This window comes from Paenisporosarcina macmurdoensis (assembly GCF_042658845.1).
In the GTDB taxonomy this organism is placed as follows: domain Bacteria; phylum Bacillota; class Bacilli; order Bacillales_A; family Planococcaceae; genus Paenisporosarcina; species Paenisporosarcina macmurdoensis.
In genome coordinates this window covers 71,989-89,590 of record NZ_JBHSRI010000025.1, presented here as the reverse complement: position 1 = coordinate 89,590, position 17,602 = coordinate 71,989, and the positions used below count along the sequence as shown (strand labels likewise).

General features: G+C 35.5%; 16 protein-coding genes. 2 read left to right on the top strand and 14 right to left on the bottom strand.

Annotation, left to right across the window (positions count from 1 at the left end):
* Positions 1 to 49: 49 nt before the first annotated feature.
* The 9 genes from ACFPYN_RS14090 to ACFPYN_RS14050 all read right to left on the bottom strand — a co-directional run bounded on the left by ACFPYN_RS14090 (position 50) and on the right by ACFPYN_RS14050 (position 9,134).
* A complete protein-coding gene (locus ACFPYN_RS14090; protein WP_377735065.1) occupies positions 50 to 511 on the bottom strand; it encodes a hypothetical protein in 462 nt (153 codons plus the stop codon).
* Between the two features lie 259 nt (positions 512 to 770).
* Complete coding sequence (locus ACFPYN_RS14085) at positions 771 to 1,790, bottom strand: phosphotransferase enzyme family protein (RefSeq protein WP_377735064.1); 1,020 nt, start codon at positions 1,788 to 1,790, stop codon at positions 771 to 773.
* Between the two features lie 86 nt (positions 1,791 to 1,876).
* Positions 1,877 to 2,662 carry a nucleotidyltransferase domain-containing protein gene (locus tag ACFPYN_RS14080; RefSeq protein WP_377735063.1) on the bottom strand — a complete coding sequence of 262 codons (786 nt, stop codon included), beginning with the start codon at positions 2,660 to 2,662 and terminating at the stop codon, positions 1,877 to 1,879.
* A gap of 303 nt (positions 2,663 to 2,965) precedes the next feature.
* Positions 2,966 to 3,679 (bottom strand): GNAT family N-acetyltransferase, encoded by a 714-nt coding sequence (locus ACFPYN_RS14075; RefSeq protein WP_377735062.1) that lies wholly within the window; start codon positions 3,677 to 3,679, stop codon positions 2,966 to 2,968.
* A gap of 179 nt (positions 3,680 to 3,858) precedes the next feature.
* Positions 3,859 to 4,731, bottom strand: a complete 873-nt coding sequence (locus ACFPYN_RS14070; RefSeq protein ID WP_377735060.1) for a proline iminopeptidase-family hydrolase — start codon at positions 4,729 to 4,731, stop codon at positions 3,859 to 3,861.
* A 235-nt stretch (positions 4,732 to 4,966) separates the two neighbouring features.
* Positions 4,967 to 6,196, bottom strand: coding sequence for an MFS transporter (locus ACFPYN_RS14065; RefSeq protein ID WP_377735858.1), 1,230 nt, complete (start codon positions 6,194 to 6,196; stop codon positions 4,967 to 4,969).
* A gap of 134 nt (positions 6,197 to 6,330) precedes the next feature.
* Entirely contained in the window at positions 6,331 to 7,047 is a 717-nt protein-coding gene (locus ACFPYN_RS14060; protein WP_377735059.1) for a sulfite exporter TauE/SafE family protein, read from the bottom strand.
* Positions 7,048 to 7,059: 12 nt separating this feature from the next.
* Positions 7,060 to 7,494 (bottom strand): SRPBCC family protein, encoded by a 435-nt coding sequence (locus tag ACFPYN_RS14055; RefSeq protein WP_377735058.1) that lies wholly within the window; start codon positions 7,492 to 7,494, stop codon positions 7,060 to 7,062.
* Positions 7,495 to 7,748: 254 nt separating this feature from the next.
* Entirely contained in the window at positions 7,749 to 9,134 is a 1,386-nt protein-coding gene (locus tag ACFPYN_RS14050; protein ID WP_377735057.1) for an MATE family efflux transporter, read from the bottom strand.
* A 230-nt stretch (positions 9,135 to 9,364) separates the two neighbouring features.
* Here ACFPYN_RS14050 and ACFPYN_RS14045 point away from each other — a divergent pair, with 230 nt between their 5' ends.
* Entirely contained in the window at positions 9,365 to 9,856 is a 492-nt protein-coding gene (locus ACFPYN_RS14045; RefSeq protein ID WP_377735055.1) for a hypothetical protein, read from the top strand.
* A gap of 159 nt (positions 9,857 to 10,015) precedes the next feature.
* Here ACFPYN_RS14045 and ACFPYN_RS14040 read toward each other — a convergent pair whose 3' ends face one another.
* Positions 10,016 to 11,230, bottom strand: a complete 1,215-nt coding sequence (locus ACFPYN_RS14040) for an ATP-binding protein (protein ID WP_377735053.1) — start codon at positions 11,228 to 11,230, stop codon at positions 10,016 to 10,018.
* 566 nt (positions 11,231 to 11,796) lie between these two features.
* On the opposite strand from ACFPYN_RS14040, the gene pgeF reads away from it, so the two are divergent.
* Positions 11,797 to 12,561, top strand: a complete 765-nt coding sequence (gene pgeF, locus ACFPYN_RS14035) for a peptidoglycan editing factor PgeF (RefSeq protein WP_377735052.1) — start codon at positions 11,797 to 11,799, stop codon at positions 12,559 to 12,561.
* Between the two features lie 167 nt (positions 12,562 to 12,728).
* On the opposite strand, the gene ACFPYN_RS14030 is transcribed toward pgeF, so the two are convergent.
* From ACFPYN_RS14030 to ACFPYN_RS14015, 4 genes are all read right to left on the bottom strand, one after another.
* The gene (locus tag ACFPYN_RS14030) at positions 12,729 to 13,325 is read right to left on the bottom strand and encodes a hypothetical protein (protein WP_377735050.1); all 597 of its coding nucleotides are present in this window, start codon (positions 13,323 to 13,325) and stop codon (positions 12,729 to 12,731) included.
* A gap of 9 nt (positions 13,326 to 13,334) precedes the next feature.
* Positions 13,335 to 14,519 (bottom strand): Alp7A family actin-like protein, encoded by a 1,185-nt coding sequence (locus ACFPYN_RS14025; protein ID WP_377735048.1) that lies wholly within the window; start codon positions 14,517 to 14,519, stop codon positions 13,335 to 13,337.
* Positions 14,520 to 16,136: 1,617 nt separating this feature from the next.
* The gene (locus ACFPYN_RS14020) at positions 16,137 to 17,138 is read right to left on the bottom strand and encodes a type II toxin-antitoxin system antitoxin SocA domain-containing protein (protein ID WP_377735047.1); all 1,002 of its coding nucleotides are present in this window, start codon (positions 17,136 to 17,138) and stop codon (positions 16,137 to 16,139) included.
* 21 nt (positions 17,139 to 17,159) lie between these two features.
* Positions 17,160 to 17,597 (bottom strand): hypothetical protein, encoded by a 438-nt coding sequence (locus ACFPYN_RS14015; RefSeq protein ID WP_377735046.1) that lies wholly within the window; start codon positions 17,595 to 17,597, stop codon positions 17,160 to 17,162.
* Positions 17,598 to 17,602 lie beyond the last annotated feature (5 nt).

Here is a 17,602-nt window from a genome sequence, read left to right as displayed (position 1 = left end):
AGTTCTAGGTAGAACTCTTTTTTATTCTAATGCTAATTATTAGTATTTACTAGTACTCTCCCACAATTCTAAGAGGATCAATCAATACGGATCTATCAGCAAATTCTACTAACACCCAGCTACATTCAGCCATAACGCCATATTCCGCAGCTTTCGCTAATGTTTCATTTGATAGTTGTAGTGTCTCTTCATAAACACGCTCGATGATTTCATCAAGTTTTTCATTATATTTTGTATTTAATTTGCCTTTTTCTTCATTTAACTTCGCTACTTGTTTATCATCGGTAGCACTCTCTAGCATAGCTTCTACTTTACCAAGTTCGATCAGAAAATTTCCCTGTAATTCATCTGCTTCTGCTACACCTTGCGCAATCATCTCATCAATAGATAGATTAGCCAGTTCAATTAATTGAATTCCTTTAGTATAATCTTCATTACTTGAGGCAAATACACTCGTGCTTAACCCCAAAAATAATGATACTGTTAATAGAATTGTAAAAATTTTCTTCATACAATAACCCCCAATGATAAATTTTATAAATACAAGTGCATATTGTTAACGTCAATCTATTAGGTATTAGGGTTATTTTTTAACTAAGTGGCGCACTTCAGATCTACTGCAGCCCTCTAGCTAAGTATCCACATCCTTTCAAATAATTTACATTTGACACTTTTAATCATTATTTCAATTATATAAGAAGTTAAGTCCTAAATACACATTTTTTTGTATTATTCTGTCTAATTTTATTTGCTGTTAAAAAATGTCGTCTTTAGACAGTCAATTTTCCCAAAATCTCTCCGTAATTCAAGTCGACCATTGGTTCATTGCTTATAAGACGTTCCCGGATACCCGCTACCAGCTTGTTTTCCTGCTCATGCCCAATTGAAAGGTCCATTTTCTTATGGAACACACCGTAAAGGGTGTAATCACGCAACTTCAAGAATAGTGGCAAGCGTTCTAGCCATTCTAGATTCATGGGTCGAACACTGACATAACCTTTCAAGAAATGTGTAAGGAATTCTGCCCCGAATGCTGAACGCTTTTCGAGTGTTTCTTCCCGATATTTCCACCAAGTTGAGTAATATAGCGGAATCGCGATATCACTGACGAAATAAAAATACATCGAGTCATCGAAGTCAAACACATGTATATTCCCATCTTCATAAAAGAAATTGCCCATATGTATGTCTGAATGAATTAACCCGAATGTTTCCTTTGTTTGCGGTAACTGTTGGATAGTAGCGACAAGTTGTCGGTTACCTTCAATAATCATTTCGTCTTTAATAGGATCGATAAATTTTTCAAGCTCAATTAAATCATCTTCATCCCATCGCAGTCGTTCCGTTTCAGCACTATGATAATTCTCCGTTACTACGTGCATATTCGCTGTAATGGCTCCCCATTTCCTAAACAGCTCAGGTCCGAATTCAGGACTATTCATTTTAATTGAGGTCCCCGGCGCCTTGTCGAACAAGCAGACATAAAAGAATGAATCATCTACCGGCAACACCTCCACAAGCTCTCCATTTTTAGAAGGATGCACAAGTGACACCTGAATGTCGTGCCCATGAAGGTAGTTAATCCACTTCAGTTCACCTTCTAGTTCTTTCTTCGAGCGATGCGAGGAGTGCGTCAATCTCAAAATAAAAGGTCTACCATCTCGCTCCACTTCATAGACATAATTCTCGAAATCTCCTAGCTTTTTAGCATCAGATGCATTCGCTCCGTAGCGAGAGGATGCTTCTTTCAGCACATCCTCCGTAAATAGTTTCTCAACCCATCGTTCCATGATGTTTCCCCCCTTTATGTTTCACAAGTTATGTTTCACAAGTTAATCTGGTTTGTTAGATCTTGTTTTCGCAAACCACTACACACTTATCCCCAAACTTCCTTCAATGTACTTCTGAATAACACATTCAGTTTTTCCGTAGGATCGGCCATTTCGACGGAGATAGTTTTGACGTAAGCTTCCAGACGAATCATTTCACTTTCTAAGAAATCATTGATTGGTTGAATTCTTGGCTCCAAATCCATTTCATCCCCAGCGATTTTGCGTCGTAAAAGAAGCTCAATTTCATGTTTCAAATCACTGTTAGTTACCATTGCATCCACTAATTCGTGAAAACTGATGGGTGGCACTGTTTGATTCTCTTCTATCCACTTACAAGCCAAAATGGGGCGAAGTACATAAAAATATTTTTTAATCTTCACTTCTGCTCCCTGTAGAAATTCCTTGTGATTTTTTTTCGCCATATTTAAGTAATGATAGAGTGTCGCATTGGAATAGAATACTTGTGGCTCCAATGCCCGCATTAGATCCATAAATGAGTATGCTTGGTAATAGACAATTTCACTTTTCAACCATTCCAAAAGTGGTGGGTTACTTTTTCGAAAAAGTCGCAATGCCTTCGTGATTTCCCACCCGCTGATATCCAATAAATCATTTATCGGGACTTCGATGACATCTCTTTTCTTCCCAACGCCTTGTGGATCGATAGACAAATACCAATCTGGTTGATGTATATAAATAAATCGCACATCATAATCACTGTCTTTTGAAGGAAAACCCCATGCCCTACTTCCTGACTCAACTGCATATAGGACCTTAACTTGAAATCGTTCCTCAATCTCTTTTAATTTCTTTTCGATTATTTCATTCACTATAATTTCATCCCTTAATTGTTGTTTTTGCTGTGCTCCTGTTAGTGTATTTCAATAGCACGTTTATTTGGCTAATGAGACAGCTTATGCCTGTACTTTTCTTTGTAAAAAATTTATCGCTCAATCTGGAGATTTATCGCTCAAACACGTCTCGAGCACTAGTTAACTACTGAAACAAAGAGGCTTGTAGTTGATGTTTTGGAATAAATCCAAGTGCGGCTGAATTCATGCAAAATCCACCTATCGAATGTAGCACGTTTGAATTGTGTGGGCATAACACTCACTACTTTCAACTATACAAACTCATTCTTGATTGATACGGTAAATCCCTTTTTCATCACGTAAATTACAACCATTTCGTTCAAAGATGTGGATCATATGCACATTATTTTCATCTGTACTTCCAACGTAAGAAGCCGCATGCATGTTTTTTAATAGACCAAGCGATAATCGATGAAAGATGGTGCCAAAGCCTTTTTGACGCATTTCTGGTATGACACCAAAGTAAAATAAACGTCCTTCGTCTTCGGTACCATTTTCAATCACGGGAATACTCATTCCAATTGGTTGTCCATCTTTGTTAAAAATGTGACAGTTAGAACGCCAATTGTACCCGAGCTCATTTTCGAGTGATTCCATAACTTGTTTCATCGTAAATAAATTATTTTTATTCGCAGAACCGCTTTTACATCTTTCGTACAGCTTGGCAAAATCCTCATCATCCACATCGCTTTCTGCAAGTGATTCAATATCTATGTCAGCTTCCGCTTCAAAATCGCCATCTAACGAACAAGCATATTCTACAATGGAGGATACTTTATGAAAGCCTTGGCCGAGTAACCAAGTTTCATTTTCCTGATCCATCAAAAGAGACAAATATTTGCATTGATTTTCGTGCCATTCGGATAACAGCACTGCCAATTCCTGCATATATCGCTCGTTTGGAACTTCACTGTGTTTAATTTGATCGACCAACCAGTATTCATGGTCTTTTTTAATCACGCTATATAGTGTCAAATCTCGACCTCGTTTCACTCTCTTTCATTATTTATCGTCCAATCTCTTACTTATGTTAACTAAAGTATTTAAACTTCATCAAAAAAATAGATAGCATACCATATCCTTGAAGACGTCTAATGGTCATTGGCTATCACATGCTAACGAACGTTATAAACCGTTCGATTTTTCCAACGTTCTCAAAGCTCCTGGCTGTTTAAAAACTCCCGAACCCTATCTGCATATGCTTGAGGTTCCTCAACTCCAGGCATATGTGAACTGTTCTCGAATACATGAAACTCAGATCCTGGAACAAGGCTCGCATAGTATTCGGTCGTTCTAGGGGTTGCTTCATCAAAATATCCGCATGTAAAGAGACTCGGAATAGTGATTTCGTTTAATCGCTCGGTCACATCAAAATCTTGTAAAGTACCAGTGACGGTAAACTCGGAAGCTCCCCACATAAACCCATAAATGGCTTTGTTAGATTTTTTCATATTGTCCAGAAGTTCTTGTGGCCAAGGAAGTAAGCGGCACACATGTCGTTCATAAAATTGAATCATGGCTTGATGGTACTCGTCCGAGTCAGTCGTTTTATCTCGTTCACTACGTTCAATAATATCTTGCGACTCTTGTGGTAAATCCTTTAAATACTCTTTTTGATCCCGCTCCCACATACGTGAGTTCAAGCATGGACTAGAAAACATTACACTTTTGACACCTGTTGGTTGTTCAAGAAGGTATGCCGCTGCAAGCATTGTCCCCCATGAATGTCCGAGAATATGAACTTCCTCCAAACCAAGGGCCTCTCTTACTTGCGCCAATTCCTCAACATACCGTTCTACGGTCCACAACGATAAATCTTCAGGACGATCAGAATTCCCACATCCGAGTTGGTCATAGTGAATTACCGGTCGGTCGTCTCCTAACGTTCTTAGTGGATCTGATTCTCTGCTCATCCCACCAGGTCCGCCATGCAACACTAACAAAGGAATACCAGTTCCTTCCCCCGTCTTTCGATAATAAACATTTCCTCCTGTAACCGGAATATAACCTTCTATAACTATCTTCATGTAATCGTCACCTTTCTGTCTCAACCAGTTCTTATTATAGGTACTCACTATTTCTCTTCCTTAGTTAAAGGTTCAACACATTCGCAGAATATCCTGCTGACAAAGATTCACTTCGCCTTCTGTAACATGCAAAAAGGGCCCAACCACATAATTTGCGAGGTTGAACCCAATCGTTACATTTCCTTTAATCTTCTTACTTGGAAAATATCACAAGGCTTTGGGGCTGTCTATATCGTTATTTGGTTTTTAATGTTTCGGTCATTCGAAGACTTGAAACGATTCCTGCAATAAAGGGTAATAAGGCTACTAATCCGATTGCCCACCTAACACCTAGCAAATCTGCAATGATACCCGCAAGTAAAGCGCCAAATGCATAACCACTGTCTCTCCAAAAACGGTATACTCCCATGGAAGAAGCACGCCAGTGAGGTGCTGCCACATCACTAATAGCTGCTTGCAAGGTCGGATAAACCATTGCCGTACCCAAACCGAGCACAATAGCACCTACCATCCATAATGAAAAACTATTGACAAATAAAATAAACCAAAGAGCAAATGCTTGAGTCCACATTCCATAGGTAATTAATTTTTTCCTGCCGATTTTATCACTTAATACGCCCGTGAACAATTGAAAGAATCCCCATGCAGCAGGATATAAGGCTACAACTGTACCAATTTGACTCATGCTTAAGCCAACCGTTGTAAAATATAAGGGAAAGAGTCCCCAGGCCATGCCATCTTTTAAGTTCGTCGATAAACCTGAAAAGCTAATGCTAGATAGGTTTTTATCTTTCCAAGTTGTTAAGGCAAATATTTCTTTAGAGGAAAGTTTATTTATGTTCTGTGTATTGCTGGCATTGTTTTGAATTTGAACCTTTAAATGCTCACCAGTATCTTTAACGATTAATGATAATAAAATTCCGATAATGACGATTCCAATTCCTAAATAGAAAGGTTCAGGTCTCAGTGTATGGGAAGTAGCGATATAACCTGAAACGATAGCCATTACGGCCACACCAGAATATCCCGCGAATTCATTTAAACCGATTGCTGTTCCTCTTTGGTTTGCTTTGGAAATATCAATCTTCATATTAACCGTCATTGACCAAGTCAATCCTTGGTTAATCCCTAATAAAATATTCGCAAAAACAATTACCCACCACGCATGTGCAAAAATAATAAGGATAGGTACAAATAAGCCGACTATCCAACCAATGATGAGAACTCTTTTTCGTCCATATCGATCTGAAATTTGTCCTGCAAAATAATTGACAATTGCCTTAGAGAAACCAAAGCTAATAATAAAGGAAAGTGCAGCGCTTGTTGAGGCTAATCCAAACTGTTTTTCGCCTAATATAGGCAATACAGTTCGTTCAATTCCGACCATTGAACCAACAAAGAAGTTGGTAAGAACGAGCAAAAGGAATGGAAAAAAATTTTCCTTTATACCAATTTGGGGTTGTATCACGATTCCATCTCCTATAAGAAAGTCTGGAAAGTCTGGAAATATCCTTCAAAATTCATTCGTTGCCGCTCAAATAAATACACGTGGCTCTGAAAAATACAAGGGGTTATTCCGATTCTCTATTATTGATTTAATCACTTCCAACCCTCGATTAACATATATATGCCTGTAAATAACAAGATGATATTTGTGAATATCCGAAAGAAATTCTGGTTGATTACTTTGAATAAAAGTTGGCCTAAAAACAAACCAATAAATACCACAGGTATTGCAAATAAACTGGAAAGCCAAATGGTTTTATTCGTTCCAGTAAAAATAACTTGAATGAGTAAACTCATGAAATAGATGAATAAATAAAAGGCTAGAGTAGTACCTCGCAACTTTGCTTTTTCAGTATCGGTTCCTGAAAAATAAAGCAGTAAAGGCGGTCCAGGCATGCCGATACTACTTGTCAACATACCTGAGAGTCCACCAATTGTTATGTCTTTTCCTTTTGTTTGAGTGATACGGAACTTTAGTAGTAACAAGAGAGTTAAACCTAGAATGATAAGGCCAATTCCCAATATCAAATTCTTTACATCCAAAAATAAAAAAACCATAATCCCTATTGGTAATCCAACAGTACTACCTATAATAAATCGTTTTAAAATCCCATAGTCTATATCTTCTTTAATTTTGGTTAGCAAGGCTACAGATATAAATAAAGATAAAATTAAATTGATTTGAATCGCTTCCATCGGTTTGAATAAGAGAAGAAGGAATGGTGTGGCTAAAATCGAAAAACCAAACCCTGTACTCGTTTGAAGGATTGAAGCAACTAATATAATAAAAATAAATATGAATAATTCCATGAAAACACCTTCTTACTTTTGCTCAATAAACTCTTTTAGTCTGTCAAGATGATCTCCATCTTCCTTTTTGATGATTGCTGTAACAATCGGTTTCAACAAGGCATTCTTGAAACCTTTTGTGCGAATGAACCCTTCAAAATTAACTACTGTTCCACTTTCCTGTGGATGGAAGGAATAGTGATATTCAATAAAAACACCATTATTCTCACTTGTCACTGAATATTTTTGGTTCGCCACGTATTCTGTAAAAACTAATATTGATTCGATCGTTCTTCCTCTAACATCTCTTAATTCTTTTATCTTTGTTCCCTTTTGAACCGGACCTTCCGTTAACAGTTCAATTCCTACTACGTTATCCATGATGAATACAGAATTGTCGAAATCAGATGCAACGTTAAATACTGTTTCAACAGATGCTTCGATATAAACTTCTTTAATAAAAGCCATTATATTCTCTCTCCTTTTTCTTCAATCTGAATTGGCATATAGATATTCGTTTGATTTAACTCATATTCAGGATTAATTTGTGAAGTCCGATTAATTTCAATCAAAGGAAATCAACTAATTCTCACATTCAATAACATACCATAGAGATTGCATATACACTTGACGATTCTTGTTTAAAAAGAGCAATGAGGGACCCCTCATTGCTCGGATAATAGGAAGTAAGAAAACTCTAATCTACTTAAGATTAATTAAACTTAGGACGTAACTTTATCTTCTGAAGCTTTTGGATGTACGAGGGCATATTTTTCCCAAGCTCTACTCTTCCAACGAAAATACATAATGGTAGCTCGAGTCCATTCATCTACGGCAATGGCTATCCATATTCCTGGGAGACCCATATTTAAATAAAACACTAAAAAATATCCTAAAGGCAAGCTCATTAAAACCATTGAAAATACCCCAATCATGACAGGGAACTTTGCATCTCCTGCTGCACGTAAGGAATTAATAATGACGATATTCATCGTGCGCCCGGTTTCTAAAAATATACTAAGCAAGAGTACTGATGACGCTATCTTAATGACCTCTGGATTATCAGTAAACAAGCCGATGAGCTGATTACGGAAAACCATCACCAGAAACACGGCGCTTAATGTGAAAATTAGTGCAAATTTTAGACTTTTCCATAATCTGGTATAAGCCTCATCTTGTTCATTCGCACCAACTAATCGACCGACAATTATCGCCGTCCCCATACCAATTGCAATCGCAAATAAAAATGTGAACATGGAAATATTTGTTGCATACTGTCTTGCGGCCAAAGCTTCCGCTCCCAAATATGTTGCATAATATAAGAAAACAATCTGACACGCCTGATACATCACTTGCTCAAAAGCAGCTGGAATACCAATGTGTAGAATTTTTCCGATATATTCTTTAGATAGCTTAATGTAATAATTAAACTTAATACGATATTCTACTACTTGATAAAATAGCCAGAAGAAAACCAGTAACGCTATGAATCGGCTGACGATAGAGGATATTGCGGCACCTTGCACGCCCAATTCAGGGAATCCAAATTTCCCAAAAATCAGCACATAGTTACCGATAACATGAATGATATTCATCCCTAACGAAACGTACATGGTTTGCTTCGTCCAGCCATGCACACGAATAATCGCCGCTAACGAGTTAATAAGGGCTTGAAGGAATATCGCCCCTCCTACAATTGATAAATATTGTTCAGCGTACGCGAGCACTTCTCCTTGCAAATTCATTGACGACATCATGCTGCGGGCGAAAATGAAATAGCCGGCACTCATCAGTAAGCCAACTGCTAAATTTAACGTCACCGCAGTCGCCGAGATCTTGGACGCTTCGATATACCGCTTAGAGCCCAAATACTGAGAAACTACAATAGCAGCTCCAGTTCCTACAACTTCAAGGACTAAAATAGCGATATGTATATACTGATTCGCTGCACCAACACCCGATACTGCATTATCAGATAATGCACTGAGCATGAACGTATCTACAATTCCCATTAACATGAAAAGGAACACTTCTAGAAAAATAGGCCATGTTAAGGTAAATAAATTAAGCTTCTCACCCTGTCCTTTTTTCGCTTTGTTTAAAGCCATTTATTCACCATCTTCCTAAATTAAACAATTAAGTTATCTTACCAAGTAACAAGAAATATTGCTAGCCCAGTCCCTACGATGGAATAGGTGAAACGTAGACAAAATGTGATAGGCTAGTGCATTTCTAGTATAAACATATGAGATCTTTTCATTTAGCTCAGATAACACAAATTTCAAGTAATGCATAGTATATGTAGGAATGTGTTTTAACTAGCAATGGAGGTATGAGTATGATAAATTTTCAAGCCTTTCATGGTACCGTTACCATGATTAATGATTTTCCAATCGGGATAAATGGGGAAGGGGAAGGTTGTTATACATTACTATCTGTAGATGACGGCTTTGGGACTTCAGTAAATTTCGTCGTGTCACCAACCACTTACTTTGTAGACCATGAAATGGTCTCTGTAGGAGACCGGGTTTCTGGATATTATGATGGAAATGCCCCTGTCCCTCTTATTTACCCCCCTCAATACCGTGCGCTTATTATGGTAAAAGATAGTCCTTATCAAAATGTAAAAGTAGACCACTTTAATAGTCAGTTGGTGAGCAGTGATGGTCAACTAAGATTAAATATTTCACCATATACTCCATTACTATTGACAAACGGGCAAGTTTTCACAAAAAATCCGGCAAATCGAAATCTAATTGTGATCTATGGCCCAACCACAAGAAGTATTCCAGCCCAAACCACACCCTATAAAATTATCGTTTGGTGTTAGAAGTTAAGTGCATAACCTAGTAGAAATGCACACCAGTCATATTGTAAGTCAAAAAAATAGACGATATATTTTAAACGATTCCATGAAAAAACACACAAATTTATAATAAATTTGTGTGTTTTTGTTTTGGAGAATAAGAATTTTTCCTGCGTTCGCTAATTACTCCTTATTATCTGTCAGTGGATGTTCAGCAATTGGAAAACGGACAATCACAGTCGTTCCTTGATTCACTACACTTTGGAATTGGATCGTTCCATTATATTTTTCAACAATGTTAAAGCAAATCATGAGTCCTAATCCAGTCCCTTTACTTTTCAACGAGTAAAATGGTGTTCCTAAGGAATTCATTTCTTCTTCTGACATGCCAATAGCTGTATCGACCACTTTAAATTCTACTTCTTTCTTTTTTTGCTCGGCGCTGATAACGACAGAATCACCTTTATTGGAAACTTCAATTGCATTCTTCACTAAGTTGATAAATAATTGCTTAAATTCGATGATATTTATAGATATATATAAGTTCTCTTGAACACTTAAGTCTATTTTATTTTGATTAACAACACCGTAAGACATTAGTAAGTCCGTTACACTTTGAAGACCTTTTCGAACATCTAACGTTTCCTTTTTTTGATCTACATCTGGTTTTGATGTATTTAAAAGTTGTGAAATGACATGTTCCGCAGTATTTAACTCATCAATCATTAAAGTAAAATTACTTTTTTCTTCTTTGCTAAATGAATTTCCATTTTCATAGAACTGTAAAAATCCTTTTACCACTGTCAGTGGATTTCTGATTTCATGAGCGACAGCGGCTGCCAATTGACCCGTTGTTTTTAATCTCTCTGATTTCTGCAGTTCCTCATAATACAATTGTTGTTTTTTGATTCGATTCGCAGATTGATGAAAGATTAAATACAAAATAACTTGGCTGCCAATAAAGTTAATAATATTTCCGATTACATCCAGTTTGATATGTGAATAATCACTGCCTTGATGAATTAACACAACATAACTAAACGTTAAAGTAATTAAAAAGCCATTAAACACTAACGAGAAATAAAACAGCTTTGAATCGAAAAACAAAATAGAAAACCCAGGGATAAAGCAGAGAAAGATAAATGTCGACCATGTTTCAGGATATAAAAAGAAGAGCATATAAAAATAGGCTGCACCTATAATAATAATGATGATTCTAAATAGATATCTTTCATACTTCGGATATATTACCAAACTTGATGACAGTAACATGATTAATAGTAAATGTATTAGTAATCCTACCTCTAGACCTTCATAACGCGGAATGGCGACAAACAATCCCGTTGTCATCAGGACCGTAGAAATCAATGTTAAAAAATAATATTGTTTTTGCTTCACGAATACACACCTTTTGTTAAAATTATTGCTACAACTTCCTCATTGTAACAGTGTCAAGCAATGTATATTGTAAAAGATCATTAATGACACTGCATTGATACCTTGCAAGATGAAAATACATTCCCCTTATTTATGTAAGATAGAACACAGTTTTCATTATGTATCGGGACTTCATTCCCCATCCATTTGGCATAATATCGAGTATTTTGTCATAACATGGTGGTATTTAGTAAATGTATGGGGGGAGTAGAAATAGGACGTACAAAGGAACATAAAACTGCTGATGTCATAAAGAATGGAATAGGTTTTGGAACTTGCCTTTCCATGGTTATCTCGTACACAGCTTATCAGTCAATTGGTTGGGCCATTTTACATGGTTTTTTTAGTTGGTTTTATGTCCTTTATTATCTAATAAAATATACTCCTGACTTATTTTGAAAAGTAGAAAGACAGACTCTTGCAAACGAAGTCTGTTTTTTTTGATGGGACTTATCTTTTTCTTTGACTGATTCTCGTCACCCTATACAGCGCTAATTTACTCCTATATATTAAAATCAGGTGATGATATGAAAACGAATATGTATGTAAATAACGAGAAATTCTTAGCAGGGATTACCATGAAAGATAAAGCGGAACATGAAAGCAACAATATGGCCCTTCATGCTTGTGTTTCCCCTGAACATGTATTGGATAATCGCATGAAGTTAGCTGCCTCCTTGAATTGCGGGTTGGATGATTTCGTTTGTGCCAATCAAACACATAGCTCTAATTTCCATCGGGTAACGCTTGACGACAAAGGACGCGGCGCTGACCGGATGGATACCGCAATTGTAGATACAGATGCTTTGTATACCTATGAGCCAAATCTGTTATTATGCAGTTTTGTTGCAGATTGTGTCCCTGTGATTTTTTATAATAACGTGAATGGCCTAATTGGTGTGATTCATTCTGGATGGCAAGGTACAGTCAAAGAAATCTCCTTGAAACTTTTTGAGCACTTAATACAAGTTGAACAGTGTAATCCGAGTGATTTCCATATCCAAATTGGTGCAGCCTTGAGCCAAGAAAAATTTGAAGTCAATGAAGATGTTTATGTAAAATTCAAAGACCTTGGTTATGCGGATGATTATATGTATTTTAATGACCAAACGCACAAGTATCACATTGACAATCAACAAACCGTGAAAAAACAATGTGAGTTGGCTGGCATCCCGACAGAGCAAATTATGATTGATCAGTCTTGCACGTATGTAAATCCGGATGGTTTCTCTTACCGTCAAGACAAACAAAGCGGTAGACACCTTAGTTTTATTATGAAAAAAGGAGAATGACCAAGCACCAATCGAATTTTCCAGCAATATACACAAAAAAGCACATCAATTTTAAACATTGATGTGCTTTCTTGTTTTACTACATGGTTTAAGAAATAATGAATCGTTCAGGGCTCGGTATGTAGAAATATTCATTTGTACATACTTTGCGCCTACTTTGCGCCTACTTACTTATTCATCTTTGAAAGGAAGCTTCCAAGTAAATCCTCTATGTCATCTTGCTCAACATGCTCCTCGGAATCATCCTCAGAAGCGGCATGCTCTAGTCTAGCTTTATCCCAATCAAAATTCATCAAATCATCTTCCAGTTCATCAGCAACAATTTCCTCATGATTCACTTCTAAATCAGGTGAACTATTGTGATCAAAACTTATGTCTTCTTCGATCTTTTCAGTCTGTTTGTCTTGTAAATAAAGGGCTTGGTCAATATCTAACGCATTGCTATTAAGAGATGCAAGAACAGACATCGCTCGAACAGGATCAGTTAACAGTTGGTAGACAATATTCCCCAACAAAGCTTCTGAATGTGAGTGTTTGAGCCAATTTCGTTGTTCCTTACTTAATTGTTTGGGCAGAGGAATCGTAACTAACTCTCTGTCCTTGGATAAAGAGTTACTGACACCTTCCAAAATAAACTCAGCCATTTTGCTTGAAAAGTTTCTTCTCTCAGTTTCTTTTAACTTTTGCATCTGCTTAATGATGTGTTCTGGAGTGTTAGCAGGAAGACGAAATGTAATCGCCTGCCCCCTTTGAATACCAGTCATGAGATCACCCTATTTTTCTACTTTTTGTTTCGTTGCCTCTTTATTTTTTGTTTCTTTCGTGTTCTTTCTAACAAAATCAGAAATTAATTTATGATAAGCATTTGCCATCATCCAAATACTTTCTTTTTCGTCTTCAAAGAATTCAATATTGTAGCCATTTAAGCTGTTATTTAAAGTTTTGATATATTCTTTTAAAACGATTGCTCCGCCGCCCACAAAATAACAAATTTCTGTTTGGGAATTTTTTTGCCATACATTACGTAAATGGCGATATTCTTTCTTAGCTAAGTCTAAAAGAATTCTATCAGTTATATCATGGACGCTTGTTCGGCTTCCTTTTACCATAATATGATTTCGATCATTTTTTCTAGTGATAATATCGACAACATCTCTACGACTATCTAATTCCACACCATGTTTGAGTCTAATTTCTTCTCTTATCGACTCTAAGGCTTCAGATACGCCTAGGTTAAATCCTTGTGCCTTATCATCGTCTACATTACGATTTTTAATGACTGCGATATCAGTTGATAGTCCCCCAATATCTTGAATCAAGATACTTTTGTCAATTAAATCTCTATTAATAATGTTTAAATCATTGTCCATTACCAAGTTAATGTAGGCTGCAAACCCCTCAGGATAAATCTTTACTTCATCAAATTTAATATTTACCTTTAATCCCTGATATTTAGGAGTTACTAAAAATTCAACTTGATGAACTGATCCCAATAGCTGAGAACGGTAGCCAACATCTTTTCCTTCTTTTACTTCACGAAGGGGTAATCCCGTACCTAGGGTATAGTTAGCATCAATTACTTTGTTATTCTTTTTGAAAATTTCAGAGTTTTCTTCTCTCACTGCGTCTAATGCCAACGTAGCAAAAAGCATAACTAATGTTTGATCTTCTTCAGATTTGCTGCTACCTGGATCTAGTTCACTTGCATTGTCGCTTTTTGTAGCTAAACTACCAACACGATAAATTAAATTGTTCTCTTTTAATGCAGGGGAGTGGACTTTAATATGAATTCCTTCAATCGGATCCTTCTCATTTAAGTCCTCTATTCCTATAACAGGTCTATCTTCTGTTGCCATCGCAATAACATTAGGAATGTATAATTCAAAATCCGACTTTCCAAATAAAGCCTTAACCGAGTCGTTTCCTACATCAATTGCACAAATTCTAGAAGTGTTCATAAAATCATTCCTCTCATTTATATGTTTCTATTCCATTAAAAGGATATATAAAATCGATAGACACGTCAATCCATCTAAAGTTGTATTCTAAAAGTAAACATATGTCCTATCTCCGTATACAAAGTTTCAATATTGTACACATCCCTTTATAGCAGTATGTGTACGAGTTTGTTTACACGTATACTCTTTTGTATACATATTGTTTTCAAATTGTATACATGTACACTTTTTGAAAACTTATTCATTATTGCTGTTTTTATAGTTAAAAAACCCGATTAATTGTCAAAATTATTGATATTAGTGTTATCACAATGACGGGAGTTAATAGCTATTATAGCGTTTAGATTTGTAATATTTTGGCGCATGCTAAGTGAAAGCCATCTTTAATGGAAGATTTACCAGCTGAGTAACCTACAAGAGATAGCATTCAAATCGTATTTATGGATGGCTACACGTAATTAAACTCTCTCTATATTCACATCATTTTAGAAACTCTACATGATGTAATAAATGAACCGTCGTCTAGAGGAATTTAGCCTTTTACTCCCACAGCGGAACATGAAAGAACATTAGTTAATGTTGTAAATGGAAAGTTTAATCTCCCTCCAAATAGATCGTTGAATTACCCAAAGTTATTACATCACGGAGAATCTTTTTTTAAAGGTGCGAATCACAAAATGACGTAATGGAGTGCTTTTGTTGAATTAGAAAAGATCCAGTTATTTACTACTTAGGCTTTTCAAGTGCATAACAAAGCATTGTTACTTAGAACTTGTCAATGTACTTCTTTTATTATTATCGATAATGATATTAATGCATGATATTAAATATCGATAACTACGTTTCAACCCTTTTATACTTATTCAATTCTATTTTTATCTTTTTATCGTCCTTAATCTTATATTTATTATCGATAACCACATCTGAAGATGCTGTATTATCTACTTTTTCAGTATTTACCGAATCTTTTCTGCTACCTCTTCTTCCCTACCACAACCTTCAAGGAAATAAGAAATATCAGTGCTAAATTTATAAGTCCTTTACTCAAGTTACTTTACTTCCTTCAACTATTTGACCCTTAAAGCTCTGTTTGACATGTTTTATACTTCCTCAAATTTGAGAACAAAAACTTAATCTGTAAATTACATTCTTCTTGCATACCACCTAATTAATTCAAAAAAACACATCCATTTTATTGAGTGATGTGCTTTCAACTATAACTACATATGAAATTACGAAATACATTTTGAATATCCTCTAAAACGATTTCATTAGTAATTGCCTGCATGTTATAGGTTTTAATCAATTGATTGAATATCAGTATCATCAGGTACTGAGAAGACGGTGACAATGAGCTCCTTTTGATGTGGCAAGAACGATAGAACAAACGACTTCTGGTAGAATTAAATGATGTTTTTTACTTATGATAAGGTTCACCGTACTGTATCTAAGTGAGGTTATTTTATTAATCCTCTTTACTTAGTGGACTAATGTGGAAGTAATCTTATCTATATTATAAAGATTTATCTTTTAGTGAAGATGAATCTTATCTGTGTGGGTTTCCTTTAAAGGGAAATGGACCTAACCACAAGGGTTAAGTCCAGTATAAATAAGTTATTAATGTATTTTCTGAAATATATCTGTACTATAGTCTCTTATATCAGATACATTAACCAAACTATGTTTATTTTTTATTTCTTTAAAGTAATTCTCAATACTGGTTTTAGATATAATTCGATTTGAAGGTTCATCAGCTCTTAATCCTTTTCTCATATCTTTCCAAGGAGACTCAATATGTGTCATATCTTCCAAGACTTTTCCGCTATAGCAACCAAAATTGTTTACTATACTATCTAGAAGATTCTTCTCATCATTAGTTAATAATCTAAAATTATAAACGTTCAATTCTTCTTCTATTGGGTTGTACCCGTAACCCTTATACTTTTCATATATAGTTTTATAAACTGGTCCATGAACCCATGCTTCACAATCATCTTCAAATAAAAATTCTTTATTAATTGTGTAATTAAATGCCTGAGAATAATATAGTAGCTTCTGCAAAGCCAATGGGGTGATTTCAACACACTTATATAAAAGATATTGAACAACACTATCTATTTTTTTTTGATTACCCGAGTTACACTCAAGATTTCTTTTTTTTAGTTCCAAAATAGTCTGCTTACAATTCGTGTAAGTACTCTCATTGATTTTATCTTTATTTAATTCTAAGAGCTCAACCATATACTCTGGGTCAGCAATAACTTTTTTTAAAGTTAAAGAATATTGTTTTGTAGGCATTTGCCCATCTAAATATCTAGTTAGAGTACCTTCACCCCACCCCAACGCTAAAGATAGCGGTCTTTTTCCAATACCAAACATTTCAACAGCTTTTTCTATTTCTGGAACAGTAATCAATTTTTCTACTGCTCTGTAGGCTTCATTAATTTGGTTTAGATTATGGTCATGAACCTCAGGGATAAACATAAGAGAACCGCACTCATGACAATGTGCTTCTTTAGCTAAGTAGCTAATTTCTTTTCCTTTAATAGTCTTTTGTTTAGTTTTTGGCGTTATATCATAAACGACGACATCTTCACAGTGTTCACAGAAAGGTAACATAATTCATGTTCCTCCTTAAATTTAGTTTTGTTTAGTTTTAAAGCAATAAGAAATTGGTTTATTTCTCTTATGAAAGGAAACCACAAATAATCTACTCTTCCCTTTCCTTGTAGTTGTAATGTTTGATTTAATATATATGTCAATTTTATCCATATCGTTTCGATTATCTAGCTCAAATTCCCTGCAAAAAATATAAAGTTTTTCATGTGAAAATTTTGGTTTAACATTATCCACTGCATAGCAAAAATCTAAAACTTCAAGACTTAAAAGAATTTTTATTGCGCTTTCAGTGTTTAAATCATAATCTTCCATAAAATCTACATTTTCTGTTCTTTTTTCATTTAATTCAATTGAAAAATCTCCATCCTCAACCAATTGTTTAAAAGCAATAAGGTATTCTTCAATTTCTTTTTCTGTAAAATTGGTGTATTTCTTTGTAGCTCGGTCAGTACTACTCAAATTAT

Excerpts from the sequence above, each read along its gene's own strand:
- ACFPYN_RS14055 (WP_377735058.1), bottom strand. The coding sequence starts at position 7,494 with ATGGCTTTTATTAAAGAAGTTTATATCGAAGCATCTGTTGAAACAGTA.
- ACFPYN_RS14025 (WP_377735048.1), bottom strand. The coding sequence starts at position 14,519 with ATGAACACTTCTAGAATTTGTGCAATTGATGTAGGAAACGACTCGGTT.
- ACFPYN_RS14050 (WP_377735057.1), bottom strand. The coding sequence starts at position 9,134 with ATGGCTTTAAACAAAGCGAAAAAAGGACAGGGTGAGAAGCTTAATTTA.
- ACFPYN_RS14020 (WP_377735047.1), bottom strand. The coding sequence starts at position 17,138 with ATGTTACCTTTCTGTGAACACTGTGAAGATGTCGTCGTTTATGATATA.
- ACFPYN_RS14045 (WP_377735055.1), top strand. The coding sequence starts at position 9,365 with ATGATAAATTTTCAAGCCTTTCATGGTACCGTTACCATGATTAATGAT.
- ACFPYN_RS14085 (WP_377735064.1), bottom strand. The coding sequence starts at position 1,790 with ATGGAACGATGGGTTGAGAAACTATTTACGGAGGATGTGCTGAAAGAA.
- ACFPYN_RS14030 (WP_377735050.1), bottom strand. The coding sequence starts at position 13,325 with ATGACTGGTATTCAAAGGGGGCAGGCGATTACATTTCGTCTTCCTGCT.
- pgeF (WP_377735052.1), top strand. The coding sequence starts at position 11,797 with ATGAAAACGAATATGTATGTAAATAACGAGAAATTCTTAGCAGGGATT.
- ACFPYN_RS14070 (WP_377735060.1), bottom strand. The coding sequence starts at position 4,731 with ATGAAGATAGTTATAGAAGGTTATATTCCGGTTACAGGAGGAAATGTT.
- ACFPYN_RS14060 (WP_377735059.1), bottom strand. The coding sequence starts at position 7,047 with ATGGAATTATTCATATTTATTTTTATTATATTAGTTGCTTCAATCCTT.
- ACFPYN_RS14090 (WP_377735065.1), bottom strand. The coding sequence starts at position 511 with ATGAAGAAAATTTTTACAATTCTATTAACAGTATCATTATTTTTGGGG.